The sequence below is a fragment of the Streptomyces sp. KL109B genome (assembly GCF_030766935.1).
GTDB lineage: Bacteria > Actinomycetota > Actinomycetes > Streptomycetales > Streptomycetaceae > Streptomyces.
The window spans coordinates 447,956-467,462 of sequence record NZ_JASERL010000001.1 but is presented as its reverse complement, the minus strand read 5'-3'; the positions used below and the strand labels follow the sequence as shown (position 1 = coordinate 467,462).

Below are 19,507 nucleotides of genomic sequence, written 5' to 3'. Positions count from 1 at the left end.
TTCAGAGCTGGACGCCGACCGTCACCGGCTCGTTCACCAGCGTCACCCCGAAGGCGTCCCGCACCCCGGCGACGACCTCACGGGCGAGCGCGAGCAGGTCCTCCGTGGTGGCCTCGCCGCAGTTGGTCAGGGCGAGGGTGTGCTTGGTGGAGATGCGGGCGGGGCCCGTGCCGTAGCCCTTGGTGAAGCCCGCCTTGTCGATGAGCCAGGCCGCGGAGGTCTTCGTCCGCCCCTCCCCCGCCGGGAACGCGGGCGCCTTCGCGTCCGGGCCGAGACGCTCGACCACGCGCGCGTGGAAGGCCGCGAACTGCTCGTCGTCAAGGATGGGGTTGGTGAAGAACGAACCCGCCGACCAGGTGTCGTGGTCCTCCGGGTCGAGCACCATGCCCTTGCCGCCGCGCAGCTTCAGGACGGTCTCGCGCGCGACGGCGGCCGACACCCGCTCGCCCGCCTCGACGCCGAGCGTCCGCGCGGTCTCGGGGTACTTCAGGGGCGCGCTGAGGCCCCCCGCGTCCTCCAGCTCGAACCGTACGCGCAGCACTACGTAGCGGTCGGGTTCGGCCTTGAAGCGGCTGTGCCGGTACGAGAAGGCGCACTCGGCGTTCGGGATCGCGACGGTCTCGCCGGTCGCGCGGTCGTAGGCGATCACCTCGGTGATCGTGGAGGAGACCTCCTGGCCGTACGCGCCCACGTTCTGGATCGGCGTCGCGCCCGCGGAGCCGGGGATCCCGGCGAGGCACTCGACTCCCGCGAGGCCCGCAGCGACGGTGCGCTCGACGGCGTCGGTCCAGACCTCGCCGGCCGCCAATTCCAGCTTCGTACCGTCGAGTTCGAAGCCCTTGGTGGCGATGCGCAGGGCGGTGCCCGCGAAGCCCTTGTCGCCGATGACGAGATTGCTGCCGCCTCCGATGATCAGCAGCGGCGTACCGGTCGCATCGGCCTCGCGCACCGCGTCGATCACCTCGGCGTCGGTGGTCGCGGTGAGCAGCCGGGTGGCGGGCCCGCCGAGCCGGAAGGTGGTCAGGGGGGCGAGAGGGGCGTCGTGGAGTTCCTGCACGCGCTCAAGGGTACGAGAACGGCCCCGCCACGAGGACGGGGCCGCTGTCGCCGTGGCCGGGCTCACTGGAAGCGGCGCAGGACGTCCTTCCAGTGCAGCGGCAGCTCGTCGGTCGAGGCGTCCCAGGTGAGGAACGTCGAGTCCTTCATCTGGCCGCGCAGGCCCGCTGAGATCGCCGAGTGCGGCGCGGTGGCCGCGAAGCCCCGCAGCGCCTTGGGCGACTCCCAGACGGACAGCGTCCAGAAGGTGCGTCGTAACGGCGCCGCCTTCAGTGTCGCTCCGTAGGCGCCCTGCGCCCGCCCCACCTGCCGCCAGATGAAGGGCGTCCGGGCGAGGAACTTCAGGGCGCCCCACAGGGTGCGGGTCTCGAAGCGGGAGGCGAAGACGTGCGCCTCCGCGCCCGCGGGCGGGGTGTTCGGGGTGGTCCAGGGCAGGGTCGGCATGGCGTTCCTCCCGGGTGGCTATCCAGTGATCAGGCGTTTTCCAGAACTGGAGCAGGCTCAGCATCCCTCGCTACGGGCGTAGTGCGCCCCACCCGTGGAATGAACAGAGCGGCGATCCCGGCCAGGGCCACGAGCGCGGCGCCCACCCACAGCGCGGGTTCGATGCCGTCCACGAAGTGCTGCGCGGAGTCGTAACCGCCCTGGGCCGAGAAGACCGACGACATGATCGCTACGCCCAGCGCGCCGCCGACCTCGCGCAGCGCGTTGTTGGCACCGGAGGCGATGCCCTGTTCCTGCGGCCGGACGCTGGACATGACCAGGTTGGCTGCCGGGGCGAAGTAGAGGGCCATGCCGACGCCGCTGACGATCAGAGCGGGCAGTTGGGCCGCGTACGAGACGTCGACGGCGATCACGGCGGCGAACCAGCCGAGCCCGACGGCCTGGAGGAACACCCCCGCCGCGATGACGGGCCGGCCGCCGACGCGGTCCGAGAGGATCCCGGCGATCGGCGCGACGAGCATCGGCATGGCGGTCCAGGGCAGCATGCGCAGCCCCGCCTCGGTCGGCGAGTAGCCGAGCACGCCCTGGAGGAACTGGCTGAGCAGGAAGATCGAGCCGAACATCCCGAGGAACATCAGCAGGCTCGCGGCGTTGATCCCAGCGAAGGCGCGGGAGCGGAAGAGCCGCATGGGCAGCATGGAGTTCTCGTTGCGGATCCCGTGGCGCACAAACCCGGCGAGCAGCGCCGTGCCCGCGAACAGGCCGGTCAGGACGAGGGTGTCGGTCCACCCGACGACGGGCGCGCGCACCAGGCCGTACACGATCCCGAACAGGCCGCCGCTGGCGAGCAGGGTGCCGACGATGTCGAGCCGGGCCCCGGAGCCGTAGGACTCCTTCAGGCGCAGCCGTGCGAGCGGCAGCAGGGCGAGGCCCAGCGGAACGTTCAGCCAGAAGATCCAGTGCCAGGAGACGTGCTCGGTGAGGCTGCCGCCGATGAGCGGCCCGGAGGCCACCGCGAGCCCGTTGACCGCGCCCCAGATCCCGAACGCGAGGCCGCGCTTGGCCGCCGGGACGGCCGCGGTGAGCAGGGTCAGGGTGAGCGGCATCATGATCGCGGCGCCGACGCCCTGGACCGCGCGGGCGGCGATCAGCGCGTCGATGCCGGTGGCCATGGCCGCGGCCGCGGAGGACCCGGTGAAGATCGTGAGTCCCACCAGGAAGAGCCGGCGCCGCCCGAACCGGTCGCCGAGCGCCGCGCCGAACATCAGCAGGACGGCGAAGGTGAGCGTGTAGGCGCTGACCGTCCACTCCAGGTCGTCGAGGGCGCCGCCGAGATCCTGGCGGATGGAGGGCAGGGCCGTGGTGACGACGAGGTTGTCGAGGGCCGCCATGAACCCGGCGACGCTGGTGATGAGGAGGGCCCAGAGGGCTCCTCGGCGCTGTGCTGGCGCAGGTGCTGGTGCAGGTGTTGGTGCAGGTGTTGGTGCGGATGCCGACGCTGCTGCTGTCCGTGACATTACGTCCCCCAGTGATCCTTAGGTTAGTTATTGATGACTAACTTTCCTGGCCACAAAAATGCGGCCCACATACCGCGCTGTGCATTCAGTCCGTCGGGGCGCAATCGACCCAGACCCGGTGATCGGGCGGAAAGCCCATCGAGACCAGGACGTTGATCAGCATCCCGTTGGAGAGGAATCCGGCCGTCTGCTCGGAGTCGGCCCCCAGGGCGAGCCGGACCGTGTCGTACATCTCAAGCCACGCCGCGCGCAGCTCCTCGCCGAAGTCCGGGTCACCGGCCGCCTCGGCGGCCGCGACGGCCACGTAGATCTGCATCTGCATGAGCAGCATGTCCGGGTCATCGGTGATGAGGGAGACGTACGCGCCCCCCAGCGCCCCCTTCGCCTCCTCGGGCGCGACCCCGTCGGCGGTCTTGCGGAACACCTCGGTGATGTTCGCGCAGCAGCGCCGGGCGGCCGCGAGGAAGATGGCCTGCTTGCTCGGGAAGAGCCGGAAGAGATACGGCTGCGAGACACCGACCCGCTTGGCGATCGCCTCGGTGGACGTGCCGCTGTAGCCGCCGCGGGCGAACTCCGCGATCGCCGCGCGGACGACGCTCTCGCGCCGCTCCTCCGCACTCATCCTGACCATGCGACGAAAGTTAGTGCCCAATCACTATCTACGTCAACCCCTGGATACGCGTAAGGGGCGCCCCGCAATGGTGGGCGCCCCTTACTGACAGCTACGTAGACGTCGATCAGACCAGCTGAACGACCGCCCGCGACATCCCGAGCACCTTCTGCCCCGCGCTCATGGCGGTCAGGTCGACCCGTACGCGGTTGTCGTCCAGCTTGGCCGCGACCTTGGCACCGACCTCGACCTCGGCGCCCTTGTCGTCGTTCGGCACGACGACCGGCTTCGTGAAGCGCACGCCGTACTCGACGACGGCGGCCGGGTCGCCGGTCCAGTCGGTGACGACACGGATCGCCTCGGCCATGGTGAACATGCCGTGCGCGATCACGTCCGGCAGGCCGACCTCGACCGCGAACTTCTCGTTCCAGTGGATGGGGTTGAAGTCGCCGGAGGCGCCCGCGTACTGGACGAGCGTGGCGCGTGTCACGGGGAAGGTCTGCGCGGGCAGCTCGGTGCCGACCTCTACGTCGGCGTACTTGATGGTCGTCGCCATGGCGATCAGGCCTCCTCAGCGGCGCGCGAGACGAGCTTGGTCCAGGCGGTCACGACGTGCTCGCCGGCCTCGTCGTGCACCTCGCCGCGCACGTCGACGATGTCGTTGCCCGCGAGCGACTTGATGCCCTCGATGGTCGAGGTCACGGTCAGCCTGTCGCCGGCCCGCACCGGGCGCGTGTACGCGAACTTCTGGTCGCCGTGCACGACGCGGCTGTAGTCGAGCCCCAGCTCCGGGTCGTGGATGACCTCGCCCGCGGCCTTGAAAGTGATGGCGAACACAAAGGTCGGCGGCGCGATCACATCGGGGTGACCGAGCTCTTCGGCGGCTCCGCGGTCGACGTACGCGGGGTTCGTGTCCCCCACCGCCTCCGCGAATTCACGGATCTTCTCCCGGCCGACCTCGTACGGAGCGGTGGGCGGATAGGTCCGCCCCACGAAGGACTGGTCGAGCGCCATGGGCTCGGCACCTCCTGGAAGTGTTCTCGATCTGCCTGAGCTAGGAACGCCGATCTTCGGGCGTCAACGAAACGAGGCCGCCCCCGGAATGGGGACGGCCTCGTGTTCGAGCCTGATTTATCGCGTTTCGCGGTGCGCGGTGTGCGCGTTGCAACGCGGGCAGTGCTTCTTCATCTCAAGACGGTCCGGGTTGTTACGCCGGTTCTTCTTGGTGATGTAGTTCCGCTCCTTGCACTCCACGCAGGCCAGCGTGATCTTCGGGCGGACGTCGGTGGCAGCCACGTGAGTGCTCCTTGACGGACGGATCGGACGGTTTAACGCATAAAAGAGTAGCCGATCGAAGGACCGACCCCGCAATCGGCTACTGTCAGTAGCGGTGACCGGACTTGAACCGGTGACACAGCGATTATGAGCCGCTTGCTCTACCGACTGAGCTACACCGCTGTGATGCATGCGCTGCGTTGGACGCGTGCACCAGAGCCCCAATGCGGAATCGAACCGCAGACCTTCTCCTTACCATGGAGACGCTCTACCGACTGAGCTATTGGGGCGAGCGATGAAGACATTACACGGTCGCGCACCGATCGCCCAAATCCGTTTCGCGCCCCTGTCCGCCGGGAACGATGCCGCGTTCCGATGACAGCCCACAGGCGCCCCTCGGACCACATCAGTACGACTTTTGCGGCGTTCCTCGAAGCGCCCCTGCCACGGTCCTAGGCTCGACCCACCCTGCGTGATCTTGTTACTCGCGATACGAGTCCTCGCCGAGCCCTCAGGAGCACGATGCCCGACAGCCCGTCGCAGCAGCCGCCGTCCCCCGACCCGCCCGACAGCTCTGGCCTGCTGCTGAGCGGCGCCCGCCTCACCGACGGCAGGACCGTGGACGTACGGCTCGACGGTGGGCGCATCGAGGCGGTCGGCACGGCGGGCAGCCTCACCGCGCACGGCTCGCGCATCGACCTCACCGGCTGCCTGCTGCTCCCGGCCCCCGTCGAGCCGCACGCGCACGGCGACACGGCGCTGTCGGCCGAGCGCGAGGGCCCCGTCCCGTACGACGCCGACGACGTCCAGCGCCGGGCCACGGAGGGCACCCTGCTGCAACTCGGCCACGGGGCCACCGCGGTGCGCTCCCATGTGCGGATCGGCGACATGGAGGGGCTCGGTTCGATGGAGGCGGTCCTCCAGGCGCGGCGTTCGCTGGTGGGGCTCGCGGATCTGCGCACGGTGGCCATGCCCCGGCTGCTGACCGGGCTCGCCGGGGCCGACGGGCTCGCCATGCTGCGGGACGCCGTGAAGATGGGCGCCTCCGTAGTAGGCGGTTGCCCGGACCTGGACCCCGACCCAACGGGCTACGTAGAGGCGGTGCTTGAGGTCGCCGCCGAGCACGGCTGCCCGGTCGACCTGCACACGGACGGGGCCGACCCGGCGCGCCTCGGGCGGCTCGCGGCGGCGGTGGGCGGGCTGCGTACGGGCGTCACCGTGGGCCCCCTGGGCGGTCTCTCCCGGCTGCCGGGGGACGCGGCGCGGCGGGCCGTGGACGGGCTCGCGGCCGCCGGGGCGACGGTGGTGTGCGTGCCGCAGGGCGGGTGCGCGGGCGTGGACGAGCGCGCCGTCGCGCCGGTGCGGCTGTTGCGGGCGGCCGGGGTGCCGGTCGCGGCGGGCAGCGGGGCGTTGCGCGACGTGTCGAACCCCGTGGGGCGCGGCGACCCGTTGGAGGCCGCCTACTTGTTGGCCTCGCGCTACGGGATGCGCCCGGAGGACGCCTACGAAGCGGTGAGTTCGACCGCCAGGGCGGCGCTCGGCCTACCGGAGGTGCGCGTGGAGGCGGGGTTCCCCGCGGAGCTGCTCGCGGTGCGGGGCGACCGGCTCGCGGCGGCGCTCTCCCTCGCGTACAGCCGGATCGTCGTGCACCGGGGGCGTGTCGTGGCGCGGACCAGCGCGGTGCGGGAGTACTGCGATTCGGCCGCGGCGGTCGCGCTCGATCTGCCGCGGCAGGGGCGGGCGGCCAAGTACGGCGGTGGCGGCCCCGCTTGAGCGGCCGTACGGGGCCCTGGCGCGCATGGTTGCACGGTGAACCGTCCGCCCCGGGCGTACCGTCGAAGACATGCGCATTGTCATCGCTGGGGGTCATGGTCAGATCGCGCTGCGGCTCGAGCGGCTGCTCTCCGCGCGCGGGGACGAAGTAGCGGGCATCATCCGCAGGTCGGAGCAGGGTGACGCCCTGCGGGCCGCCGGTGCGGAACCCGTCCTGTGCGACCTGGAGTCGGCGTCCGTGGAGGAGGTCGCGGCGCATCTGCAGGGTGCGGACGCGGCCGTCTTCGCGGCGGGCGCGGGTCCGGGCAGCGGCGCCGGCCGCAAGGACACCGTGGACCGGGACGCCGCCGTGCTGTTCGCGGACGCCGCGGAGCGGGCGCACGTGCGCCGCTACGTAGTGGTGTCGTCGATGGCGGCGGACGCCGCGCACGAGGGCGACGACGTCTTCGACGTGTATCTGCGGGCCAAGGGCGCGGCGGACGACGACGTACGGCGCCGCACCGGCCTCGACTGGACGATCCTGCGGCCCGGCCAGCTGACGAACGACGCCGGGACCGGGCTCGTCCGCCTGGAGGCCTCGACGGGGCGCGGGCCCGTGCCGCGCGACGACGTGGCCGCCGTCCTCGCCGAGTTGGTGGACACGGCCGCCACGGCGGGGCTGACGCTGGAGCTGATCTCCGGTTCCACGCCGGTCACGGTGGCGGTGAAGTCGGTCGCGGGCAACTGAGTCGACCGCGCTGAGTCGCCCTCGCGCGCGGGGTCTCCTTGGATCCGCTTCTTGGATCCGCTTCGGAGTGAACCCGCTTCACAACAAGTGAACCCGCCTCAGAACAGCGGCATCTGACCCGGCACGTGGGGGACCACGTAGCCGTCGAGCGCGTCCTGTACGGCGCCGAGCTGGGCCGGGCGGCGGGAGCCGGGGCAGGAGACCAGTTCCCCCGCGGCGCGGGCGCCAGGAGGATCGTGGCGGGCGTAGCGGCCCGCCACGACCGCGATCTCGCGGCGGCATTCGGGACAGTTTCGGCGGCGGGATGTGGTCGGCATGGGTTCAGTCTCCGTCGTGATCGCCACGGGCACACGGTGAAACCCTCTCAGGGTGGTTCCTCGGCTCCTGAGAGGGTTTCTTGCGCTTCGGTGCGATCGCGCCGGATTCCCCGTCAGATTCCCATGCACGGCACGGGCCAGCGGCGCACGCGCGGCGGCAGCGCCACCGCCCATCCGTCCACGATCAGCGCGAGCCGTTCCTCGGCCAGGTGGCGGGCCGCCTGTTGGTGGGCGGGTTCGAGTGTGTCGAGCCGCGTGGCCTCGCTCAGCGCGTCGAACGCGGCGAGCAGGTCGGGGTGGTCGAGCGTGAACCGGGCCGGGGCGGGGCGCTCCCTGCGGTCCATGACGGTGACGAATCCCGGCCCGCGGCGGTGGTAGAGCATCCCGTAGGCGTGTGCGGCCCGCCATTCGGTGAACTCGGCTGATTCGTCCGGGTGTTGGGCGGGCGGCGGGAGGTGGCGCAGGGGGCGGAGGTCATACGTACAACCTGGCGTGCCGATTGGGGGCGCGCTCACCTCCCAGTGGGTGGGGAGCCCCAGCGCCTGGCACTCACGCAGGAACTGGATCGCGCGCGTGGTCGTCCGGCCGTCGCCGTGCGAGTGCGCGGACGAGGGCGGGGGCAGGGGCAGCGGCAGCGGTTCGGTCACGCGGACGCGGGTGCCGATGACGCGGTGCGGGACGAGGGCCGGGAGCGGTGCGGTCATGCGGAGGCCGCCGGTGGGGCGAGGCGGATCGGCGCCGTGCGGGTGGGCAGGGACACGTAGGTGCCGCCGTCCCGGAAGAGGAGGCCGAACATGACGGCCTGGGCGATCCACACCCCCAGCTCTTCGGCCGGTACGTCGTGTCCGGCGGCGGCGAGTTTGCGGTGCAGGGCGGGTTCGCCCGCGCCCTCCTCCAGGATGCGCAGAGCCGCGGCCTCCCAGCCGTTGAACCAGTAGGTGCGGCGCGGCCAGCCCTCGCGGCGGTCCCGTACGAGGAGGGTGTTCGCGTCGTCGCCCGCCTGCTCCATGACGAGGGTCGACGTGGCGTGCTGGGCCCGCCATTGGGCGACGGCCCGCAGCAGCCGGTCCTCGGTGTCGCCGCCGATGCCGGCGTCCTCGGTGTCGAAGAGGTAGACCAGGTCGGCGAGTTCGGACTCGGGCAACTCGTAGACGTGCTGGTACATGTCTGCGGGGCGGCGCTTTCCGAACCCCAGGGCGGGGTCGGTGAAGTGCGGGCTGAAGCGCTCCAGTTGGATGCGGAAGGCGCCGCTCGGCGGCTGGAGGTGTACGAGGGCGGGCATTTGGTCGAGCACGCGCGCGTAGTCGTGCGTGGTCTCGCCGGGGAACCCGTAGAGGTAGTTCCAGCTGCAGGTGATCTCGTGGTTGTCGAACTCGCGGAGCGTGCGGATGTTGCGGGAGCCGGTGACACCCTTGTCCATCAGGTCGAGGACGCGGTTGCTGAGGCTTTCGATGCCGGGCTGGATCAGTACGACGCCCGCGGCGGCGAGCCCGGCGATCTGCTCGCGGTTGAGGTTGGACTTCACCTCGTAGTGGATGCGCAGGTCCCAGTCGCTGTCCGCGGCGAGCGGCAGGAAGTCCTTGAAGTACGCCATGTCGATGATGTTGTCGACGGTGACGATGTCGAGGATGTGGTGGCGGCGCACGAGGCGCTCGATCTCGCTCCACAGGCGTTCGCCGGGCTTGGCGCGGAAGGCCATCGCGCTGCCGTTGAGGCCGCAGAAGGTGCAGTGGTGCTTCTCGCCCCACCAGCAGCCGCGGGCCCCTTCGACGACCAGCTTGGGGTACACGTACTCGAGGACCGGCGAGGCCTCGATCTCCGTCTGCCACTGGTCGTAATCGGGCGTCGGTATGTGGGCCGGAGCCACGGTTCGGTGGGACTCGGTGTTGGCCCGGGAGACGCCCCCGTCCCACCAGCAGAGCCCGGGAACGTCCTCGGGGGGCGTACGCGCGTCCAGGTGGGCGAGGAGGGCCGGGAAGGCGTACTCGCCCTCGCCGCGCACGACGTGGTCCACGTAGGGGTGGTTGCGGTGCAGGGCGTGACCCATGGGGCCTTCGCAGTTGCTGCCGCCGAAGACGACGGTCAACCGCGGGTCGCGGCGCTTGAGTTCCTTGGCGAGGGCGAGGGACGGCACGTTCTGCATGAACGTACTCGTGAACCCGACGACTTCGGGGGCGTGTGTCAGCACTTCGGTGGCGCAGCGCTCTACGTAGTCGGTGGCGTGGCGGCGCATCTCGAAGGCCGTGTCCACGGTCTCGGCGCTCACCCCGCGCTCGCGCGCGTAGGTGCGCAGTCGGGCGGCTCCCCAGTCCTCGTCTTCGTAGAGGACTCCTGAGAACACCCAGTCGCCGATCCCGTGGAAGATCGAGTCGCTGCCGATCGCCTCGTAGTCGCTGGGGTTCAGGCGGCCGCCGGAGCGTTCGAGCAGGAACTCCGCCCAGCGCAGCGAGCCGTGGAACTCGCGCACCTCGTCGTCCGGGCGGGTCTCGCGCAGCAGTTGGTGCAGCAGGCCCACCTGGAGGGAGGGCAGGTCGATCGGGTGCCAGGGCATGGTCACCAGCTCAACGCGCACGCCGCCCCGCCTCTTCTTGCGCTTCTCGTATACGGCCGCTCTTCGCCTCGAATACGGCCGCTAGCCGCCTACGGCCACTGTCCACCGCCCGCCCCTCGGACCCGAACGCCACGGGCCCACAAGGCGGTTCACCCTATGGGCGTCCCACCCGTCACACAAGGGCGTACCGGCGTCACGCAGCGGCACGCTCACCGCCCCTCCGTGGCTCTGCCGCGCGAGGCACCTATCGCCGAGGGCGGCCGCTCCCCAGGTGCTCCTCGATCCGTACCGCGGCGAGGGCCTGGAGCGAGCGCAGGAACGGCTCGCGGTCCGCCTCCGGGAGGTGGGCCAGCAGGCGGTCCTCCTGGCGCTGGATGTCCGCCTGCGCGGTGTCGCGCAGGCGCCGCCCCACGGGGGTGAGGGACAACAGGCGCGTGCGCCGGTCGTCGGGGTCGGGGCGGCGGGCGATGAGGCCTCGGGCCTGGAGGTCGTCGAGGACGCCGATGATGCGGGTCTTGTCGGCTCCGATGGCCTGCGCCAGCGCGTTCTGGCTGCGCACCGGACTCTCTTCGCCAAGGGCCAGCAGTACGACGTAGGCCCACATGGTGAGGTCGTGAGCGTGCAGCACCGGGCGCTCGGCCGCCGTCAGGGCGCGGCCCAGCGGCACGATCATCGCGGCCAAGTCGGGGCGTTCCATGCGGGCAACGGTACGCCGACACAGAACATAAGCATGGACTTACGATATGCATGCGCTTACGGTTTCGGTATGGACATACGCGAGCTGAACAGGCAGGCCGTGCTGGCGAGTGTCGAGGCGGTCGGCCGAGTGGACGACGATCTGGGTCGCGCCACCCCCTGCGAGGGGTGGGTGCTGGCCGACCTGCTGGCGCACATGACCGCCCAGCACCGCGGCTTCGCGGCCGCCGCGCGCGGACACGGCGGCGACCTCCACGCGTGGGAGGTCCGCCCGCTGGGCGCCGATCCCGCAGGCGAGTACGCGGTCGCCGCGCAGGACGTCCTCGACGCGTTCACGCGGTCCGGGGTCCTGGAACGGAAGTTCGTCCTCCCCGAACTCGGCGCGACGATCCCGGGCGCGACCGCGATCGGCTTCCACTTCATCGACTACGTAGTGCACACCTGGGACGTCGCCCGATCACTGGGCGACCGTTTCGACCTCGCCCCGGAACTGGCGGGGCCCGCCCTGGAGATCGCCCGCGCCGTCCCCGACGACTCCAGCCGGTCGAAGCCCGGAGCCGCGTTCGGCCCGAGCGTTTCACCGGCGCGCCAGGACGCCGCCCTGGACGAGATCCTCGCGCTGCTCGGCCGCTCCCCTGCCTGGCCGGACCGGGACCGGTGACGGGCAGCTCAGGGCGGCGAGAGTCGAGAGTGATACAGGTCACCCGTTTTCGAATCGGGATCGGCCGCCGACCCCGAACACGAAGAAGCCCCTTCCGTTCTGCGTTTCCGCAGTTCGGAAGGGGCTTCCCCCAAGTGTGGCGGCGCCAGGATTCGAACCTGGGAAGGCTGAGCCGGCAGATTTACAGTCTGCTCCCTTTGGCCGCTCGGGCACACCGCCTTGGGTTTCGCTGCCTTGTGCCCCGCCTTGCGGCGGTGCTCGCTGGCAACGACGTAAACAATACCTGATGCACAGGGGTGCTTCGCCACCCGATTGATCGGCGGCGGCGCGCGACGCGGTGGCTAGGCTTTGCACTGGCGCGACTCCCCGGTGCGCAGCCCGAGCAGAACCCGGTCGGAATCCGACCAGTACCCGATCCACCCCCGATACAAGGAGCCACAGGACATGGCCGACTCCAGTTTCGACATCGTCTCGAAGGTCGAGCGGCAGGAGGTCGACAACGCCCTCAACCAGGCCGCCAAGGAAATCTCGCAGCGCTACGACTTCAAGAACGTGGGCGCCTCCATCTCCTGGTCCGGCGAGAAGATCCTGATGGAGGCCAACGGCGAGGAGCGGGTCAAGGCCATCCTCGACATCTTCCAGACCAAGCTGGTCAAGCGCGGGATCTCGCTGAAGTCGCTGGACGCGGGCGAGCCGCAGCTCTCCGGCAAGGAGTACAAGATCTTCGCCGCCATCGAGGAGGGCATCTCCCAGGAGAACGCCAAGAAGGTCGCGAAGACCATCCGTGACGAGGGCCCGAAGGGCGTCAAGGCGCAGGTGCAGGGCGACGAGCTGCGCGTCAGCTCCAAGAGCCGTGACGACCTGCAGACCGTCCAGCAGCTGCTCAAGGGCAAGGACTTCGACTTCGCGCTGCAGTTCGTGAACTACCGGTAGGACCTGCGCATACGTACGTGCGCATACGTACGAAGGGGCGGCACCCGGCGGGTGCCGCCCCTTCTTGCTGCCGGCTGCAGCTCAGCGGCGACTGCGCGAGTCGCCGAAGAAGATGCGGTAGGCGATCAGGAGGACGAGGGCGCCGCCGATCGCGGCGACCCAGGTGGCTCCGTCGTAGAAGTCGGTGGAGATGGGCCGGTCCAGCCAACGGGACGATATCCAGCCGCCGATGAAGGAACCCGCGACACCGATGAGGGTGGTGCCGATCAAGCCGCCCGGATCGCGGCCTGGCAGCAGGAACTTGGCGATGGCACCGGCCAGCAGTCCAAGGATGATCCAGCCGATGATGCTCATGCCGCGTTCTGCCCTTCTGTAGTGCTGTTGGCGCCCTGTAGTGGCGACAGTGCCGTGGCGGCCTATGTGCCGTGCTGTGGCGCCTTGTTGCGTCGTTGTCCTGCGTTCGCCTGCTGCCCAGAAGGACGACAGCTAGGCATGGCGTGGTTGCAAGAGCCCTCTAGGGTGCGGCACATGACACAGTCGGGGACGCCTCTTCGTAGGGTGCTGGGTGTACATGACGCCGTGATCGTCGGTCTCGGATCGATGATCGGGGCAGGTGTCTTCGCGGCCCTCGGGCCGGCGGCGCGGGCGGCCGGTACGGGGGTGCTGTACGCGCTCGTGGTGGCGGCCGTGGTGGCCTACTGCAACGCGATGTCGTCGGCGCGGCTGGCGGCCCTGTACCCAGTTTCCGGCGGCACTTACGTGTACGGGCGGGAGCGGCTCGGGGCGTTCTGGGGGTATCTGGCGGGCTGGGCGTTCGTCGTCGGCAAGACGGCCTCGTGCGCGGCGATGGCGCTGACTGTGGGGACGTACGTATGGCCGGAGCAGGCGCACGCGGTGGCGGTCGCGGCGGTCGTGGCGCTGACCGCCGTGAATTGCTTCGGAGTTGAGAAGTCGGCCTGGGTGACACGGGGCGTCGTCGCGGTCGTGCTCGCCGTCCTGGCGGCCGTCGTGGTGGTCTGTACGGGCTCGGGGAGCGCCGAGGTCGGCCGGCTCGCTCCCGGGCTCTCCGAGGGCGTGAGCGGCGTGCTGAGCGGCGCCGGGCTGCTGTTCTTCGCGTTCGCCGGGTACGCGCGCGTGGCGACGCTCGGCGAGGAGGTGGTGGACCCCGCGCGGACCATTCCGCGGGCCATCCCCATGGCGCTCGGGATCACCCTCGTCGTGTACGCCGCCGTGGGCGCCGCCGCCGTCACCGTGCTCGGCGTCGATGGGCTCGCGCGGGCCTCGGCGCCGTTGGCGGACGCCGTGCGGGCGACGGGTGGCGACGGTTTCGTGCCGGTGGTGCGGGTGGGGGCGGCCGTGGCGGCGCTCGGATCGCTGCTCGCGCTGATCCTGGGGGTGTCCCGGACGACGCTGGCGATGGCGCGGGACCGGCACCTGCCGGGGGCGCTGGCGGTCGTACAGCCGCGCTTCCAGGTGCCGCGGCGGGCCGAGCTGACGGTGGGGGCGGTGGTGGCCGTCGTGGCGGCCTTCGGGGACGTACGCGGGGCGATCGGGTTCTCGTCGTTCGGCGTGCTCGTGTACTACGCGATCGCCAACGCCTCCGCGTGGACGTTGAGTTCCGCGGTACGCGCGCGTGCGGTGCCCGCGCTCGGGGTCGTGGGGTGCCTGGCGCTGGCGTTCTCGCTGCCCGGTTCGTCGGTGCTGACGGGGGCGGGTGTTCTCGCCCTGGGGGCGCTCGCCTACGCGGTTCGGCTACGCGCGCGTGGTGCCCATGACCGAACCGACGACGGCCGCGCCTAGCGCGACGCGAACGGCCGGTCCGTGGGAACGATCTCGCGGCCGAGCGGCAGCAACGAGATGGGGATCATCTTGAAGTTGGCGATGCCGAACGGGATACCGATGATCGTCACGCACAGGGCGACGCCGGTGATGATGTGCGCGAGGGCCAGCCACCAGCCCGCGAGGATCAGCCACAGGACGTTGCCGACGCAGGAGGGCGCGCCCGCGTCCCTGCGCTCGACCGCCATGTGCCCGAAGGGCCACAGGGCGTAGATGCCGATCCTGAAGGAAGCGATGCCGAACGGGATCCCGATGATCGTGATGCACAGCAGGACGCCCGCCAGAACGTAGCCGAGGAACAGCCAGAAGCCGCTCAGGATCAGCCAGATGACGTTGAGGATTGTCTTCACTGTTGGCGACCTGCCATCTGCTCGAGCCGGGAGATGCGCTCCGCCATCGGCGGGTGCGTGGAGAACATCTTCGACATTCCCTGGCCGGGGCGGAAGGGATTGGCGATCATCATGTGGCTCGCCGTCTCGATGCGCGGCTCGGGCGGCAGGGGCAGCTGCTTCGTGCCCGCCTCCAGCTTGCGCAGGGCGCTCGCCAGGGCCAGCGGGTCACCGGTCAGCTGGGCGCCCGAGGCGTCGGCCTCGTACTCGCGGGAGCGGCTGATGGCGAGCTGGATGAGGGACGCGGCCAGCGGCCCCAGGATCATGATCAGGAGCATCCCGAAGATGCCGGGGCCGTCGTCGTCGTTCGAGCGGCCGATCGGGATCAGCCACGCGAAGTTGACCAGGAACATGATCACGGAGGCGAGGGCGCCGGCGACCGAGGAGATCAGGATGTCGCGGTTGTAGACATGGCTCAGCTCGTGCCCGATGACTCCGCGCAGCTCTCGCTCGTCCAGGATGCGCAGGATGCCCTCGGTGCAGCACACGGCGGCGTTGCGCGGATTGCGGCCCGTCGCGAACGCGTTCGGCGCCTCCGTGGGTGAGATGTACAGGCGCGGCATGGGCTGGCGCGCCTGCGTGGAGAGCTCGCGCACCATCCGGTAGAGCGCGGGTGCCTCGAACTCGCTCACCGGACGGGCGCGCATCGCGCGCAGGGCGAGCTTGTCGCTGTTCCAGTACGCGTACGCGTTCGTCCCCAGGGCGATGACCAGCCCGACGATGAGTCCGGTACGGCCGAAGAAGCTGCCGATGACGAGGATGAGGGCGGACAGGCCGCCGAGGAGTACGGCGGTCTTCAGCCCGTTGTGCCGGCGGTGCACGGTACGCCCTCCTGATGGTGCGGCAGGGGAACCCACTGCTTGCTGTCTTGCTGCTTCCACTGGGGTCTGGAGCCGGTACGTGTTTCCACGTCCAGTGGACCCTCCCTGACTGGTCAACGCCAGACGAGGAGGACTAGTTCCCTTGTGCGCTCAGGGCAGGCTTGTCCGAGTGTGTAGGCCGACCGGGTCAGCGCTGCTGCGGCAGCCCGGCGAGTTCCAGGGCCTCCGGGTCCGGCTCGATCTCGCTCGTGCAGTGCGCGCAGCGGGTCGCGATCCCGGGGATCTGGGTGTAGCAGCGCGGGCAGTCGCGCAGCGCCGCCTTGATGTCGACGGGCTTGCCGCGGTCCATGCGCGCCTGGAGCTTCATCATCGGGACGACGATCACGAAGTAGAGCACCGCTGCCGTGATCAGGAAGGCGATGATCGCGCTGACGAACTTGCCGTACGGGAAGTCGGTGCCCTCGACCGTGAAGTGCGCCTCACTGAAGTCGCCGGTCGACTGCGTGGCGATACCGATGAGCGGCGCGATGAACGCCGTACTGAGGGCGGTGACCACAGCCGTGAACGCGGTTCCGACCGCGAGGCCGATGGCCATCGTGATGATGTTTCCGCGAAGGATGAAGTCCTTGAACCCGCTCAGCACGGTGTCTCTCCTTGAGGTGGGGCTATAGAAGGTGGGCGTTTCTTGAACGCCGTACGAGGGTGCTAGAAGAGGCCCGTGGAAGCAAAGCGCAGGACCAGTTGCGGCGCTCCCGACAGGGCCACGGCGATGACGGCCGTGAGGGCGATGGCGGTGGTGAGGGGGGCCGAGACCCGGTAGCGGGCCGGTCCGCCTACAGGGGCGCTCTCGGGTGCGCCCTCAGGGGCGCGGAAGAGCGTCGCGGTCCACTGGAGGTAGTAGACGAGCGCGATCACCACGTTCACGGCCATGATCACGGCGAGCCAGCCCAGGCCCGCGTCGACGGCCGCCGAGAAGACCGTGACCTTCGCGAACAGGCCGATGATGCCGGGCGGCAGCCCCGCCAGGCACAGCAGGAAGAAGCCCAGGACGAGCGCGGCGAGCGGGCGCGAGGCGTACAGGCCGCGGTAGTCGCTGACGCGGTTCAGCGGCTTCGTACGTGCGACGAGGGCGGCCACGGCGAAGGCGCCGAGGTTCACGGCGGCGTACATGAGGGCGTACGCGAGGGTGGAGCCGATCGACTTCTGGGGGTCGTCGGAGTACGCGGCCGCGGCGATCGGCACCAGGAGGTAGCCGGCCTGGCCGACGGAGGACCAGGCGAGCAGGCGTACGGCGCTGTACGCGCGCGTGGCCTGCTGGCGGAGGGCGGCCACGTTCCCGACGGTCATGGTCAGCGCGGCGAGGGCGGCGAGGGCCGGGCCCCACACGTCGGCGTACGAGGGGAACGCGACGACCGTGACGAGGATGAGGCCGGAGAAGCCGACGGCCTTGCCGATGACCGACAAGTAGGCGGCGATCGGCAACGGCGCGCCTACGTAGGTGTCGGGTACCCAGAAGTGGAACGGTACGGCGGCCGTCTTGAAGGCGAAGCCCACGAGGGTGAGGGCGACGCCGGTCTGGGCGAGGGTGTGGAACTGGCCGTCCACGTGGGTGAGTTCGGTGGCGACCCGGGTGAGGTGCAGGGTGCCCGTGGTCGCGTAGACGAAGCTCACGCCGAGCAGGGTGACGGCGGTCGCGGTGACCGAGGAGAGGAAGAACTTCAGGGCCGCGTCCGAGGAGCGCCTGTCGCCCTGCTTGAGGCCCACGAGGGCGAAGGCGGGCAGCGAGGCGACCTCCAGGGCGACGACGAGCGTGGCGAGGTCGCGGGAGGCGGGCAGCAGGGCCGCGCCCGCGGCGGAGGACAGGAGGAGGAACCAGAACTCCCCTTCGGGGAGCGGCTTGTTCGCGTTCTTCGCGTCCTTCAGGGAGCCGATCGAGAGCAGCGCGGTGAGCAGGGCGCCGGCCAGGACCAGGAACTGGATGACGAGCGTGAAGCGGTCCGCCGTGTAGCTGCAGGCGTCGTACGACGCGCCCTTGAGGCAGAACGTGGAGCGCTCGTCCCCGATGAGCGGCAGCAGCGCGAGTGCCGCGGCGGCCAGGCCCGCGATGGAGATCCAGCCCAGGAGAGGCTTGCGCCGCTCCCCCAGGAACAGGTCGGCGACCAGGACGACGAGGGCCACGACCGCCGCGATCGTGGGCGGCGCGATGGCGACCCAGTCGACGTTCTGGACGAGGGACGCCACGGAGGGCGCGGCGACGGCGATCACTGGAGGCCTCCTGCGAGGAGCTTCTGGACGGCCGGGTTCGTCAGGCCGAGCAGGGCTGCGGGCCACAGACCCGCGAGGACGGTGAGGGCGACGAGCGGGGTCCAGGCGGCGAACTCGTAGCCGCGCACGTCGGCGACGGCCACGGCTTCCTCCCGTCGCGCATGAGAAGCCATGGCGCGCAGCGCCTCGTTGGAAGGGCGGTGGTGGGAGACGGGTGGGCCCATGCAGACGCGGCGGACCACGATGAGCATGTACGCGGCGGTGAGCAGGGTGCCGAGTCCGCCGATCGCCATGAAGACGAGGAAGGCGGGGCGGCTGAGCTCGTCGGCGGGCTTGAACGCGCCGAACAGCGCGAGCATTTCGCCCCAGAACCCGGCCAGGCCCGGCAGGCCGAGCGAGGCGACGGCGCCGAAGGCGAGCAGGCCGCCGAAGCGCGGGGCCTTGCCGTACAGGGCCATGCCGCCCTGATCGGCGAGGGCGTCGAGGTCGCTGGTGCCGGTGCGGTCCTTGAGCGCGCCGACGAGGAAGAAGAGCAGGCCGGTGATGAGGCCGTGGGCGATGTTGGCGAACAGCGCGCCGTTCACGCCGGTCGGGCTCATCGTCGCGATGCCGAGCAGCACGAAGCCCATGTGGCCGACGGAGGAGTACGCGATGAGGCGCTTGAGGTCGCCGTTCGCGCCCTGCTTCGCGAGGTTCAGGCAGGCCAGGGACCCGTAGATGATCCCGATGACGGCGAGCGCGGCGAGGTACGGCGCGAAGGTCCGCATCCCGTCGGGCGCGATGGGCAGCAGGATCCGGACGAACCCGTACGTACCCATCTTCAGCAGGACACCGGCGAGCAGCACCGAGCCGACGGTCGGGGCGGCGGTGTGGGCGTCCGGCAGCCAGCTGTGCAGCGGCCACATCGGGGTCTTCACCGCGAGCCCGATCCCGATCGCCAGAACGGCGATGACCTGCACGGATGTGGTCATGCCCCGGCCGTTGTCAGTGGCGAGTGCCATCATGTCGAACGTGCCTGACTTAACACCGATAAGGAGAAGTCCGAGCAGCATCACGACCGAGCCGAGGAGCGTGAAGAGGATGAACTTCCAGGCCGCCCGCGCTCGTTGCTCGCCGCCCCAGCGGGCGATGAGGAAGTACATCGGGATGAGGACCATCTCGAACGCGAGGAAGAAGAGGAGGAGGTCCAGGACGGCGAAGGTGGCGAGGGTGCCCGATTCCAGGAGCAGGATCAGGGCGACAAAGGCCTTGGGGGACGGGCCCGAAGGCATTTTGAAGTAGGAGTACAGCGCGCACAGGAACGTGAGCAGCGCCGTGAGCACCAGGAGGGGGAGGGAGATGCCGTCGATGCCGAGGTGGATACGCACGTCGAGCGCGGGGATCCAGCTGATGTCGGTCGTCGCCTGCATCTTCGACGGCTCGTCGTGGTCGAAGCCGAGCGCGAGGACGATCGCGGCGATGAGGATCACGCCGGTCACGGTCACGCCGTGGCGGAGCACGGCCTGGTCAGGGGAGTTCCCCTTCAGTCCGGGCGGGGCCGGGAGAAGAGCGGCGACGGCGCCGATGAGCGGGCCGACGACGATCAATGCGAGAAGGAACTGCATCACGGATTCGCTGATATCGATCACGGCTG

At 70.2% G+C, this 19,507-nt stretch carries 22 protein-coding genes and 3 tRNA genes; 5 read left to right on the top strand and 20 right to left on the bottom strand.

The window, feature by feature from the left end:
- Window position 1: 1 nt before the first annotated feature.
- From RBJ65_RS02265 to RBJ65_RS02225, 9 genes are all read right to left on the bottom strand, one after another.
- The gene (locus tag RBJ65_RS02265; protein WP_372341352.1) at window positions 2-1,057 is read right to left on the bottom strand and encodes a UDP-N-acetylmuramate dehydrogenase; all 1,056 of its coding nucleotides are present in this window, start codon (window positions 1,055-1,057) and stop codon (window positions 2-4) included.
- A 62-nt stretch (window positions 1,058-1,119) separates the two neighbouring features.
- Complete coding sequence (locus RBJ65_RS02260; RefSeq protein ID WP_306320939.1) at window positions 1,120-1,500, bottom strand: DUF3291 domain-containing protein; 381 nt, start codon at window positions 1,498-1,500, stop codon at window positions 1,120-1,122.
- Window positions 1,501-1,529: 29 nt separating this feature from the next.
- Window positions 1,530-2,912 (bottom strand): DHA2 family efflux MFS transporter permease subunit, encoded by a 1,383-nt coding sequence (locus tag RBJ65_RS02255; protein WP_306321074.1) that lies wholly within the window; start codon window positions 2,910-2,912, stop codon window positions 1,530-1,532.
- Window positions 2,913-3,102: 190 nt separating this feature from the next.
- Window positions 3,103-3,648, bottom strand: a complete 546-nt coding sequence (locus RBJ65_RS02250) for a TetR/AcrR family transcriptional regulator (RefSeq protein WP_306320938.1) — start codon at window positions 3,646-3,648, stop codon at window positions 3,103-3,105.
- Window positions 3,649-3,754: 106 nt separating this feature from the next.
- Window positions 3,755-4,183 carry a MaoC family dehydratase gene (locus RBJ65_RS02245; protein WP_306320937.1) on the bottom strand — a complete coding sequence of 143 codons (429 nt, stop codon included), beginning with the start codon at window positions 4,181-4,183 and terminating at the stop codon, window positions 3,755-3,757.
- Between the two features lie 5 nt (window positions 4,184-4,188).
- Entirely contained in the window at window positions 4,189-4,641 is a 453-nt protein-coding gene (locus RBJ65_RS02240) for a MaoC family dehydratase N-terminal domain-containing protein (protein ID WP_306320936.1), read from the bottom strand.
- Window positions 4,642-4,758: 117 nt separating this feature from the next.
- Entirely contained in the window at window positions 4,759-4,923 is a 165-nt protein-coding gene (gene rpmG / locus RBJ65_RS02235) for a 50S ribosomal protein L33 (protein WP_003948671.1), read from the bottom strand.
- An 89-nt stretch (window positions 4,924-5,012) separates the two neighbouring features.
- Window positions 5,013-5,085 (bottom strand) — tRNA-Met (locus RBJ65_RS02230).
- Window positions 5,086-5,119: 34 nt separating this feature from the next.
- Window positions 5,120-5,192: transfer RNA gene (locus tag RBJ65_RS02225), tRNA-Thr, on the bottom strand.
- A gap of 232 nt (window positions 5,193-5,424) precedes the next feature.
- On the opposite strand from RBJ65_RS02225, the gene RBJ65_RS02220 reads away from it, so the two are divergent.
- Both RBJ65_RS02220 and RBJ65_RS02215 read left to right on the top strand, forming a co-directional pair.
- A complete protein-coding gene (locus tag RBJ65_RS02220; RefSeq protein ID WP_306320935.1) occupies window positions 5,425-6,675 on the top strand; it encodes an amidohydrolase family protein in 1,251 nt (416 codons plus the stop codon).
- Between the two features lie 70 nt (window positions 6,676-6,745).
- The gene (locus tag RBJ65_RS02215; RefSeq protein WP_306320934.1) at window positions 6,746-7,402 is read left to right on the top strand and encodes an NAD(P)H-binding protein; all 657 of its coding nucleotides are present in this window, start codon (window positions 6,746-6,748) and stop codon (window positions 7,400-7,402) included.
- A 98-nt stretch (window positions 7,403-7,500) separates the two neighbouring features.
- On the opposite strand, the gene RBJ65_RS02210 is transcribed toward RBJ65_RS02215, so the two are convergent.
- The 4 genes from RBJ65_RS02210 to RBJ65_RS02195 form a co-directional block, all read right to left on the bottom strand.
- Complete coding sequence (locus RBJ65_RS02210) at window positions 7,501-7,719, bottom strand: hypothetical protein (RefSeq protein ID WP_306320933.1); 219 nt, start codon at window positions 7,717-7,719, stop codon at window positions 7,501-7,503.
- Window positions 7,720-7,832: 113 nt separating this feature from the next.
- The gene (locus tag RBJ65_RS02205) at window positions 7,833-8,423 is read right to left on the bottom strand and encodes a DUF5825 family protein (protein ID WP_306320932.1); all 591 of its coding nucleotides are present in this window, start codon (window positions 8,421-8,423) and stop codon (window positions 7,833-7,835) included.
- A complete protein-coding gene (locus tag RBJ65_RS02200; RefSeq protein WP_306320931.1) occupies window positions 8,420-10,291 on the bottom strand; it encodes a RiPP maturation radical SAM C-methyltransferase in 1,872 nt (623 codons plus the stop codon). The genes RBJ65_RS02205 and RBJ65_RS02200 overlap by 4 nt, the downstream gene beginning before the upstream one ends.
- A 223-nt stretch (window positions 10,292-10,514) precedes the next feature.
- Window positions 10,515-10,967: a MarR family winged helix-turn-helix transcriptional regulator gene (locus tag RBJ65_RS02195; RefSeq protein ID WP_306320930.1), complete on the bottom strand. Its 453-nt coding sequence runs from the start codon at window positions 10,965-10,967 to the stop codon at window positions 10,515-10,517.
- Window positions 10,968-11,036: 69 nt separating this feature from the next.
- Here RBJ65_RS02195 and RBJ65_RS02190 point away from each other — a divergent pair, with 69 nt between their 5' ends.
- Window positions 11,037-11,627 (top strand): TIGR03086 family metal-binding protein, encoded by a 591-nt coding sequence (locus RBJ65_RS02190; protein ID WP_306320929.1) that lies wholly within the window; start codon window positions 11,037-11,039, stop codon window positions 11,625-11,627.
- A gap of 137 nt (window positions 11,628-11,764) precedes the next feature.
- On the opposite strand, the gene RBJ65_RS02185 is transcribed toward RBJ65_RS02190, so the two are convergent.
- A tRNA-Tyr gene (locus RBJ65_RS02185) sits at window positions 11,765-11,846 on the bottom strand.
- Window positions 11,847-12,071: 225 nt separating this feature from the next.
- Here RBJ65_RS02185 and RBJ65_RS02180 point away from each other — a divergent pair.
- Entirely contained in the window at window positions 12,072-12,560 is a 489-nt protein-coding gene (locus tag RBJ65_RS02180) for a YajQ family cyclic di-GMP-binding protein (RefSeq protein ID WP_306320928.1), read from the top strand.
- 81 nt (window positions 12,561-12,641) lie between these two features.
- On the opposite strand, the gene RBJ65_RS02175 is transcribed toward RBJ65_RS02180, so the two are convergent.
- A complete protein-coding gene (locus RBJ65_RS02175; RefSeq protein WP_306320927.1) occupies window positions 12,642-12,914 on the bottom strand; it encodes a GlsB/YeaQ/YmgE family stress response membrane protein in 273 nt (90 codons plus the stop codon).
- A gap of 174 nt (window positions 12,915-13,088) precedes the next feature.
- On the opposite strand from RBJ65_RS02175, the gene RBJ65_RS02170 reads away from it, so the two are divergent.
- Complete coding sequence (locus RBJ65_RS02170) at window positions 13,089-14,360, top strand: APC family permease (RefSeq protein ID WP_306320926.1); 1,272 nt, start codon at window positions 13,089-13,091, stop codon at window positions 14,358-14,360.
- On the opposite strand, the gene RBJ65_RS02165 is transcribed toward RBJ65_RS02170, so the two are convergent.
- The 5 genes from RBJ65_RS02165 to RBJ65_RS02145 form a co-directional block, all read right to left on the bottom strand.
- On the bottom strand, window positions 14,357-14,749 hold the full coding sequence (locus RBJ65_RS02165; RefSeq protein ID WP_306320925.1) for a YccF domain-containing protein: 393 nt from the start codon (window positions 14,747-14,749) through the stop codon (window positions 14,357-14,359). The genes RBJ65_RS02170 and RBJ65_RS02165 overlap by 4 nt on opposite strands.
- Window positions 14,746-15,609 (bottom strand): zinc metalloprotease HtpX, encoded by an 864-nt coding sequence (gene htpX / locus RBJ65_RS02160; protein ID WP_306320924.1) that lies wholly within the window; start codon window positions 15,607-15,609, stop codon window positions 14,746-14,748. The genes RBJ65_RS02165 and htpX overlap by 4 nt, the downstream gene beginning before the upstream one ends.
- A gap of 187 nt (window positions 15,610-15,796) precedes the next feature.
- Window positions 15,797-16,252 carry a large conductance mechanosensitive channel protein MscL gene (gene mscL / locus RBJ65_RS02155; protein ID WP_306320923.1) on the bottom strand — a complete coding sequence of 152 codons (456 nt, stop codon included), beginning with the start codon at window positions 16,250-16,252 and terminating at the stop codon, window positions 15,797-15,799.
- Between the two features lie 62 nt (window positions 16,253-16,314).
- A complete protein-coding gene (locus tag RBJ65_RS02150) occupies window positions 16,315-17,874 on the bottom strand; it encodes an NADH-quinone oxidoreductase subunit N (protein WP_306320922.1) in 1,560 nt (519 codons plus the stop codon).
- Window positions 17,871-19,502 (bottom strand): NuoM family protein, encoded by a 1,632-nt coding sequence (locus RBJ65_RS02145; RefSeq protein ID WP_306320921.1) that lies wholly within the window; start codon window positions 19,500-19,502, stop codon window positions 17,871-17,873. Before RBJ65_RS02145 ends, RBJ65_RS02150 begins: the two co-directional genes overlap by 4 nt.
- Window positions 19,503-19,507: the final 5 nt, after the last annotated feature.